Genomic DNA, 7,919 nt, shown 5'->3' with positions numbered 1-7,919 from the left:
CAGGGGTTGGAGATAGATATGACTACAGTTACTTTCATGGGCATAGATTGCGAGATTGATAAGCGTGCTTATCCTCACAATAAGCAACCTGCTTTGCAGTTGTTCGCCGCTGATAGCCCTGGTAATCGTGAAATGGGTATCCATCACGGTGCGCCAGTTCTGACCGCTACAGCCTGCCTGCCAGATTTCCCTTTTCAAGAGGGAGAGACGGCAATTAAAGACTATAGCGAAAATGAGGGAATACTTGATGTTTTGGTTCAAGCCAAAATCATTGAGTTAACCGGCAAATCGGCACGAAGCGGATTCTGTAACTTGCCTGTAGTGAAGTTACTCGTTTAGTGGGGTGGGCTTCGGCCTGGTACTCACTGCAATCGCGCAATTTTGCGCAAGGCGCACCTCGGCCTATTCAGGGGTTGGATGAAGCTATGCAAAACGCAGTAAAGAAGCCTGTAGATGTTCTGAAATTCAAACTTGGTGCTGTCGTTATGACTCGCGGTGTTTCTGAGTTGATGAAGGAGCATGGTCTTGAACCCATTCAATATCTTCGTCGTCATGCTCATGGCGATTGGGGTGATCTGGATGACCAGGACAAGGCAACAAATGAAGAGGCGGTTATTCACGGAGGCCGTATCTTCTCAGCCTACAACCTTTCGGATATGCCGGAATCAAGGTTATGGGTTATCACTGAAGCAGATCGGAGCGTGACTACGTTTCTTCTGCCAAGTGAGTATTAAGGTTAGCGTCCCGTAGTGGAATTTAACCTTCAAAAAAGCCACCTTCGGGTGGCTTTTTTATTTCTTTTGCTTTGTCAATTACCCCTGTTGTGATTTGTCAAAATGGGGTATATTCAGGCGGTTTGGCAGGAGGGTTCAATGGCTATAACCATTCGATTTAGCGGGATTCCCGAAGACCTAATCTTTGAAGTTGGTTCCCGGACAGAGTATGCAAATGCTGTTTATGAAGCCTGGAAATACGCCAGGGTAGGGGTGCAGGCGATGACATGCCTTGTTGAGTGCCCTGAAAATCTACCGCAGGAGTGGGCTACCGTGCCAGATATGGCGGTGCCGCCGTACTGGGGCAACCTGGTAGAGCTGTATCGTCAGTGGCCGCAGGTGGTTGAGTGCGCGAAACGTCTTGAGGATCTTTCAGCAATCGTGGAGGAAAGCAGGTTCATCGAAGGTATCATTGATCTGCCTGAAGACGGATTACCGATCAGGCAAGGTGTGGTAGTACCATTTATTCGGGCCATCAAATAAAGTATATTTGATTTATCAAAAGTGCTTGCTTTGATTTATCAAAAGGCCTATACTGCAATCATCATACAGCGCACCTCGGCAAGGTCAGGGGTTGTTGGTAATCCAACTGCTGTGTGGGGTCGCTAATCAACATTGAGGACTTTCACAAATGGCAAAAATTGCAGCGGTATCAAATCAGAAGGGTGGTGTCGGTAAAACAACCGTAACAATCAACCTCGGAAAAAACCTGGCTTCTATGGGTAAGCGGGTTTTGCTTATCGACAATGACCCGCAGGGAAACCTGACGATGGCTATTTTCGGTGATGAACTCCCTTCTGAAGTGGTTGAGTGGGATGGTGCGGGGGCTTCGTCTCCAGGGGGTTCAAATGGCTACAACCTGTATCTGGAAGGTGTTGGCGTGGAGCCAGTGGCGGCCAGCGATAACCTCCATGTTATCGGGGCCAGCAAGCATTTGTCAGAGATTTCCACGAAACCGTTTGAAGTTATTTTCGACTTCAAAGAGAAGATTGATGCACTTCGACAACGGTATGACTACATCCTGATTGACTGCCTGCCTTCGTTCGGCACGTTGCAGACTGCCGCACACATGACGGCAGATTACCTGGTGATTCCGACTCACCTGGACGACTTTAGTGTTGCGGGTATTGATGAACAGATGAAGACGGCCAACAACACTAAGCGCCGTTTGAATCCGGGGTTGTCCTTGTTAGGTATTCTGGTAAACGAGGTCAGCAGTCAGCGGGTTTTGGTAGAAGAACATTTTTATGATCGTCTGGCTAATCAGTATGGTGATTACCTTTTCAAAACAAAGATCACCAAGTCAGCGAAGGTAAAAGAGTCTCACGCTATGCGTAAGTCGATTTCTGAGTACAAGCAGAATTCCGATCAGGCCCGTCAGTACATGGAATTCACGAAAGAGTTTATTGATCGCATCGAGGTTGGTAATGAGCAATAAATTTTCTCAGCAGGTCAATAAAGCGAAGAGCCAAAAGCCGAAGGTCGATATAACTGACCTGTTAGCCGATTCTGGTTCCGATGAATTGATTGGTCGTGCGAAGGCTGATGGCCGTTATTTGTCGCTTCCTGCTGATGCTTTCGTGCCTGACCCGAATCAGCCAAGAAAGACGTTCGATCAGGAGCGCATTGATGAGTTGCGGGTGAGCATTGAAAGCAATGGTCAGTTGCAGCCTATTTTGGTTGGGGATCGCTTGCCTGATGGCAAGTATCCAATCATCGCAGGGGAACGGCGGTGGCGAGCCATTGGGGAATCTGAAACAGTCGCTGAGGTTCAGGCGATTATCCGTAGTGGTGACGTCGATGAGCTTCATTTACTGCTGATGCAGATTGATGAGAACAATCAACGCGAACAGATCCCGGCTGTTGAAAACGCAATGGCTATGAAGCGGGTTGTCGATATTTGTAAGGCCGAAGGCAACGATCAGGCTTATGCAGCAAAGTTGTTGAACGTAAGCGCTGGGCAGCTTTCAAAACACCTGGCTTTGTTGGAAGCGCCGACAGTTGTAACTGGCCTGTCGGTACATGGTGAAACTCAAGATGTTGAGGTGCTTTATAACCTGGCGAAAGCTGCGGAAAGCAAACCTGAAGAGGTGGCCGAGTTGATTGACCAGTGGCGCAGTGGTGAGCTGGATACAAATTTGAGAAAGGCCAGCAAAGAATTGGCAGGTGAAGCGAAACAGGCTAAGAAAGAAGGGAAGGCCCAGGCAGGCAAAGGTACTGATTCAAGCGAAAAGGGCGGTAAAAGCGCTAAGGCTGAAGACGTACCGCCTAAACCTAAAAAAGCCTCTGCGGTGCGGCTGGGTCTGGATAACGATGAATTCATGCTGACAGTGGAGATTGGTAACAAGAAGCTGAGCTTCCGAGTGGAAGCTGATGCGGTTGTCTCGCTGAAAGGCGATATTGATAAGAATTGGAGCGAATAATGTCAGAGCAAAAAGCAACTTATGGTGAAGAACAATCTGATAGCGGTGTTAACCTGGGTAAATGCTGGGCAGCGTTGCGGGAAGAAAATGTTGTCGGCGTTATCTCAATGCGGGTTCCTAATGATGTGGATTTTGATGCGTACCGCAAGAAAGCGACTGAATGCCTGGAAATGTTAGGCCAGGTAAAGTCCGGTGAAATGGTTGAGCGTGATGGTGAGCGCTACTTCGTTCAGCGTCAGACGCACGCAAATCGCAGCAAGAAACCGCGTACAACAAAGGAATATCTGATTTATCAGCCTCGCAATGTATAAAGATTACGAGCCAATAGAGCAGCGCCTGGTAAAGGCAATGCTGATGAATGCAGCACAACCGGAAATCGTTCTTGCTGGGACGCCTTCAGGTTTTGAGGTGTTTGTTAAGCAGGGTAAGCAGGTGTTCAAACTCTACACTCAGCGGAAGTCCCCCAGGATCTTCCGGTCGCCTAATACTGCGATCAACTTCCTGGCTGAATTGGGTGCTGAGCGTATTGTGATTGATGGTTTGGGTAACTGGAAGCCCGACACGTATGTGAATCAAAGCAGCCGACCAAAAAAGGCGACTGCGAAAAAAAAGCAACCTAAGTAGGAGTATGACCAAGCATGAGCGATATGAATCAGCCCCCAATTGATGCCTATGATGACTTCCCTGAAGTTGGTGGGCATCCTCAAATGGGTGAACAACAGCAGAAGAAAGATGATCGGAAGGGTTTTCAGAATCCTTTGTTTCCGAACGACTCAGTGACCACCTGTAGCGGTTTTGTCAATGAGATCCGTAGCCACGACAAAAATGGCGATACGCTGTTTTTTGTTCGTGCAGGTTTAATCCAGGGGTCACGTAAAAATGAGCGTGGTGACTGGGAAGGTGATATTACGAATTGTGATTTATTGGTTGGTTCGACACTGAAGAAATGGGCCGAGTCAATGAAGCAGTTCAAAGATCCGTTTGCGGGTATCCGCGTGACTTTCGTAATTCGTAACCTGAAATTTATGCCGGGTATTTATGAAGGTAAGCCGGTGCTCAACAGTCGCGGAGTTCTGGAAGCTATTACCATTGGTCATCTTGACCAATAGCGGTGGACAGCTCTTTGAGGCGTATGGGTTTGGTGTGGATGGCCTTCGGACGTATGGACAGGCTGATGGACAACCGTGGACGGACTGGCCGACCACAGGTTGACCACAGCCATGACCATACTGCCATCCAACAGCAAGCCCACACTCTGACCACCGGAAAGCAGTAACAACAACAGGTAACAAATAGTTGAGGTTTATATGTTTAAAGTATTGTTTTTTTTAGGCCTGTTTGTCGCCGTTATGGTTTATCGGATGGTGGTCATCTACCGCAATCAAGGCGATACAATGCCGAAGTTTAAAGCGAATTTCGATGATGAAAATGTTATCAACGATCCCGGTATGTTTTGGCATCCACTAAACAATTATCGGGATTAACACGTAGGACGGTTTGTTGTGGTGCCGTCAGTTATTTTATTTTTTCGTAAGGGATATTCATGAAAAAAACATTGCTTTCATTTTTTGTAGCGGCGGCACTGGTTGGTTGTGGTAGCGGGGGCGGTGGTTCTGATTCTGCTTCAGCAGGTACTGGCTCTGGCACTGTGCCTGATAATGGAGCGCAGCCGGGGGGCGGTAATACGCCGGTTTACCAGGCGCGTGAATGGACTGTCGGATTCCAGATAAGCAATCCTAACCGTGAGGCGTTCAACCCTTCAGTTAAAGCCTTGGGTGATGGGACTGTTTTTGCAGCTTGGGTAGAGGCTGCTACTGAGGAACAGCCTGCGGCTGTATTCGCTTCTGTGCTTCGTGCAGATCTGACTGATGCTGAACGGGCGCGTGGCGCACTTCAGATCACTCAGCTTGATGATGGTAATGAAACCGTGATGGCTAACACTCGTTGGAATTTTACCGGGGAGGTAGAGCGTTTTGTACCGTCACCGAAATTAGCTGTTTCTCATGATGGCGTTGGCCATGTTGCATGGCTTCAGAATGATGGTGTAAGAACGTCTGTTTATGTGTCTGATTATGTTCCCCAGGGTGGAGCCTGGTCAGCTGCTGTTTCTGTTGAATCAACAGATGAGCCATGTAGTGAAATCAAATTGCAAACCCTCGCTAATGGCGATGCAGTGTTGCTCTGGAAGCAGGCTGGGGATGACAGTGTGGCATTGAAGGGGGTTGCTTATTACGCCAATACCGGCAGCTGGGGAACCGTTTTTGATGTTGCCAGTGATGTGAAGACGGATACTGATGTTGGCCTTTGGGAGAAAGATGGTGATGTTGGCGTAGCTTACCTGGTATCGGTGGATGCAGAAAATGACCGCTTGATGGTTGCGGATCTGGATTTATCTGCATTAACCATTAGTGCAAAGGAAATTGATTCCGATGGCCTGAAGGGTAGTGTGGTTGGCACCCAGTTTGAAAGCAACGATGTGGTGATGTGGGCCGAGATTGACGAATTTGGCTACTACTCTATTGCTGGTTCAGTTAATGTCGGAACCCAGTGGCAAGCAATGCCACAGGTAGAAGACCGTCCTTATGATGTTGGGCATCTTGCACTTACCTCTATTGATGACGAACTTCACGTTATTTGGCGGCATAAAGATCAATCTTCAGTGGCCGTTTTCCATGACCTGAATACGGTGACATATACCAGTGCCGGTATAAGTGATGTTCAAACGCTTTTCGATTCCGGGGCGGCAAATCCTGTCCTGGTGAATGGTGGGGATGGAAAACTTTATGCCCAATGGTTTACCAGTCATACCAAATATTCCGAATATGTTCCTGGTGATGGGTGGAAGTCTGTGACTCAGCCTTTTTGCATGGCAAGCAACGTGATAAGCGGATCTTGTTTCAATAGTGGGTCTGAGCATTCTATTGATGTGAACGGTCAGTATGGTGTTTCTGCCTGGCTCGAAAGTGTTGATGATATTCGCAGCGTAGTCGTTTCGCTGAGCGAGTAGCGGTAAAGGATTACCGCTCGCCATAGGCCCAGCGGTAGCGACACCTGCCTAGTGGTGTGACTTGTCGGGGAGAGTACCGGCCTCGATTACGAAAGAAGGAGTAGGTCATGTTCTATGGGTTTGTTAAGAGTCAGTGGGAAGCAGGAAAAGTATCAGTTGCTTTGCCTGCTGTAGGTTTTCCAGGAAAACCGTCATTGCACGGTGCCGGTTTTAAAGTGAGTTCAGCAATCGCATTTCTTTCTGATAAAGAGAAGGCAGATATAGTGGAGCTGGCAAAAAAGGATGCAAGGGGGAAATGTGAAGCGTGATTTTAATGGGTTGCTTAATCTGCTGTTAGCGAGCAGTAAACAAACCCACAGGAGGGGTTAAAAATGGGTGAATGGTCTGAATACTTCGAGGATTTTCCTGAAGAGAATCCTGGCAATTATGTCGGTGGAAAGTTCGACCCAGAAGGAGCCAAAAGAGTTCGGGAGTCAGAGGGGAAGCGTTCAGCAGCTAGCGCAGAAATCACGCAGATGCTCGCTAATGCTTGGAAGGCAGAGAAAGAACGGTCTTTTGTTCAGGTTGATGAATGTCCGCAGTGTGGGTTGGAGGCGCTGAATATCTACAAAATCAAGGACACCTTCTATCTGTGCGAGTGTCAGGATTGCGGTATTTATGGCCAAGGTGGTAGTCACTCCGAGGCTTTAAAATCCGCTGAGGATGCTCTGGGCGATGGCCTAGATTGGAGAGATAACCCGGTGCCATTGAGTTGGCTTTGATGGTGGTTATCTGGTGATGGAAATTTTCATGTTATTGGCAGCTCTTGCTGTAGCGGCCATTTTTTTTCTAGTGTTTAACCTGGCAAATTCTGGACGTTCAGATGATTACCCATACGAACGGGCTGGGCCGCTTCTTACTGCGGCTGAGCATAACTTTTACAGCGTTCTTAAACGTGTGGTACCGAGTGGATACCTGGTTACGTTTAAGGTTCGGATCGGCGATGTGTTGAAGGTCAGGAAAGGTCTCGATAAGAAAAGAGCGTTTGCTATGCGGGGCAAGGTGCAGCAGAAGCACTTTGATTTTGTGATATGCCGGAAGGAAGACATGAATGTAGCTTGCTGCATTGAGTTGAACGATGCCTCACATAACAAGCGCGACAGAGCAAAACGGGATGCCTTCGTAAGGGCCGCGTGTAACGCAGCAGGTGTCACCTTATTGGAGGTGAAAAACCGCCGTAGCTATGTTGTCGATGATATACGGGCAATGATAGAAACGGCTGTCCAGGGGAAGCCTGTAGTTGTGCCTGAGCCGGTTGATATACCAGAGAAAGAAAGCCCTACACCAGTTGAGGTCGCAAAAATTTCATCTTCAAAACTCGCCAAAAAATACGGCTGTTCGACAGATGAGTTCATGCAGAAACTGGTAGAGTCAATGTACCTTAAAAAAATTGATGGTGATTACCAGTTGACGGACTTTGGGGTAAATATGGGGGGGGAAGAAAAGAATCATCCTCGCTTTGGTAAGTTCTTCACCTGGCCAGAGGATTTGCCTCTGTCATCCGTCGAGTAGGCTTAATACTCACTCAGCTCACTCCCAAGCAGCCCTTTGGTCTGCCGGTTCAATCGCGCTGGTCTAATGTGGGAACCTAGCCAAAACCACATCCCAGCGCAAGGGCCGCTTCGCTGTAACCCCTTGCACTGATCTGTGCCCTGGCTGGCCGGTTGCCACGACCGA

13 protein-coding genes are annotated in these 7,919 nt (G+C 48.2%); all 13 read left to right on the top strand.

All coding sequences use genetic code 11. The features are described 5' to 3' along the window. Positions 1-339 (top strand): hypothetical protein (locus B3180_RS10810; protein WP_286844460.1); only part of this gene is annotated, 339 nt, incomplete at its 5' end. An 86-nt stretch (positions 340-425) separates the two neighbouring features. After that, on the top strand, positions 426-734 hold the full coding sequence (locus B3180_RS10805; RefSeq protein ID WP_286844458.1) for a hypothetical protein: 309 nt from the start codon (positions 426-428) through the stop codon (positions 732-734). 138 nt (positions 735-872) lie between these two features. After that, complete coding sequence (locus tag B3180_RS10800; protein ID WP_286844456.1) at positions 873-1,256, top strand: hypothetical protein; 384 nt, start codon at positions 873-875, stop codon at positions 1,254-1,256. A gap of 148 nt (positions 1,257-1,404) precedes the next feature. Further along, complete coding sequence (locus B3180_RS10795; RefSeq protein WP_286844453.1) at positions 1,405-2,211, top strand: ParA family protein; 807 nt, start codon at positions 1,405-1,407, stop codon at positions 2,209-2,211. Then, a complete protein-coding gene (locus B3180_RS10790) occupies positions 2,201-3,196 on the top strand; it encodes a ParB/RepB/Spo0J family partition protein (RefSeq protein ID WP_286844451.1) in 996 nt (331 codons plus the stop codon). The genes B3180_RS10795 and B3180_RS10790 overlap by 11 nt, the downstream gene beginning before the upstream one ends. Next, positions 3,196-3,507 carry a hypothetical protein gene (locus B3180_RS10785; RefSeq protein ID WP_286844449.1) on the top strand — a complete coding sequence of 104 codons (312 nt, stop codon included), beginning with the start codon at positions 3,196-3,198 and terminating at the stop codon, positions 3,505-3,507. The genes B3180_RS10790 and B3180_RS10785 overlap by 1 nt, the downstream gene beginning before the upstream one ends. A gap of 37 nt (positions 3,508-3,544) precedes the next feature. After that, on the top strand, positions 3,545-3,820 hold the full coding sequence (locus tag B3180_RS10780; RefSeq protein ID WP_286844447.1) for a hypothetical protein: 276 nt from the start codon (positions 3,545-3,547) through the stop codon (positions 3,818-3,820). Positions 3,821-3,834: 14 nt separating this feature from the next. Then, positions 3,835-4,305 (top strand): hypothetical protein, encoded by a 471-nt coding sequence (locus B3180_RS10775; protein WP_286844444.1) that lies wholly within the window; start codon positions 3,835-3,837, stop codon positions 4,303-4,305. 198 nt (positions 4,306-4,503) lie between these two features. Further along, entirely contained in the window at positions 4,504-4,680 is a 177-nt protein-coding gene (locus tag B3180_RS10770) for a hypothetical protein (protein ID WP_286844441.1), read from the top strand. A 59-nt stretch (positions 4,681-4,739) separates the two neighbouring features. Continuing rightward, the gene (locus tag B3180_RS10765) at positions 4,740-6,203 is read left to right on the top strand and encodes a hypothetical protein (protein WP_286844438.1); all 1,464 of its coding nucleotides are present in this window, start codon (positions 4,740-4,742) and stop codon (positions 6,201-6,203) included. A 107-nt stretch (positions 6,204-6,310) separates the two neighbouring features. Continuing rightward, positions 6,311-6,511, top strand: coding sequence for a hypothetical protein (locus B3180_RS10760; protein ID WP_267923580.1), 201 nt, complete (start codon positions 6,311-6,313; stop codon positions 6,509-6,511). A 63-nt stretch (positions 6,512-6,574) separates the two neighbouring features. Then, positions 6,575-6,964, top strand: coding sequence for a hypothetical protein (locus B3180_RS10755; RefSeq protein ID WP_267923579.1), 390 nt, complete (start codon positions 6,575-6,577; stop codon positions 6,962-6,964). A gap of 28 nt (positions 6,965-6,992) precedes the next feature. Next, entirely contained in the window at positions 6,993-7,754 is a 762-nt protein-coding gene (locus B3180_RS10750; protein WP_267923578.1) for a DUF2726 domain-containing protein, read from the top strand. Positions 7,755-7,919: the final 165 nt, after the last annotated feature.

The organism is Idiomarina sp. UBA4206 (assembly GCF_002383015.1).
Lineage (GTDB): Bacteria > Pseudomonadota > Gammaproteobacteria > Enterobacterales > Alteromonadaceae > Idiomarina > Idiomarina abyssalis.
Note: the sequence above shows the minus strand (reverse complement) of the source record. Positions and strands in the feature narration are given on the sequence as shown.

What these genes read in the sequence shown, in the direction of transcription:
- B3180_RS10780 (WP_286844447.1), top strand. Translation starts at nt 3,545, where the DNA reads ATGCTGATGAATGCAGCACAACCGGAAATCGTTCTTGCTGGGACGCCT.
- B3180_RS10795 (WP_286844453.1), top strand. Translation starts at nt 1,405, where the DNA reads ATGGCAAAAATTGCAGCGGTATCAAATCAGAAGGGTGGTGTCGGTAAA.
- B3180_RS10750 (WP_267923578.1), top strand. Translation starts at nt 6,993, where the DNA reads ATGTTATTGGCAGCTCTTGCTGTAGCGGCCATTTTTTTTCTAGTGTTT.
- B3180_RS10800 (WP_286844456.1), top strand. Translation starts at nt 873, where the DNA reads ATGGCTATAACCATTCGATTTAGCGGGATTCCCGAAGACCTAATCTTT.
- B3180_RS10760 (WP_267923580.1), top strand. Translation starts at nt 6,311, where the DNA reads ATGTTCTATGGGTTTGTTAAGAGTCAGTGGGAAGCAGGAAAAGTATCA.
- B3180_RS10775 (WP_286844444.1), top strand. Translation starts at nt 3,835, where the DNA reads ATGAGCGATATGAATCAGCCCCCAATTGATGCCTATGATGACTTCCCT.
- B3180_RS10755 (WP_267923579.1), top strand. Translation starts at nt 6,575, where the DNA reads ATGGGTGAATGGTCTGAATACTTCGAGGATTTTCCTGAAGAGAATCCT.
- B3180_RS10785 (WP_286844449.1), top strand. Translation starts at nt 3,196, where the DNA reads ATGTCAGAGCAAAAAGCAACTTATGGTGAAGAACAATCTGATAGCGGT.
- B3180_RS10770 (WP_286844441.1), top strand. Translation starts at nt 4,504, where the DNA reads ATGTTTAAAGTATTGTTTTTTTTAGGCCTGTTTGTCGCCGTTATGGTT.
- B3180_RS10790 (WP_286844451.1), top strand. Translation starts at nt 2,201, where the DNA reads ATGAGCAATAAATTTTCTCAGCAGGTCAATAAAGCGAAGAGCCAAAAG.
- B3180_RS10765 (WP_286844438.1), top strand. Translation starts at nt 4,740, where the DNA reads ATGAAAAAAACATTGCTTTCATTTTTTGTAGCGGCGGCACTGGTTGGT.
- B3180_RS10805 (WP_286844458.1), top strand. Translation starts at nt 426, where the DNA reads ATGCAAAACGCAGTAAAGAAGCCTGTAGATGTTCTGAAATTCAAACTT.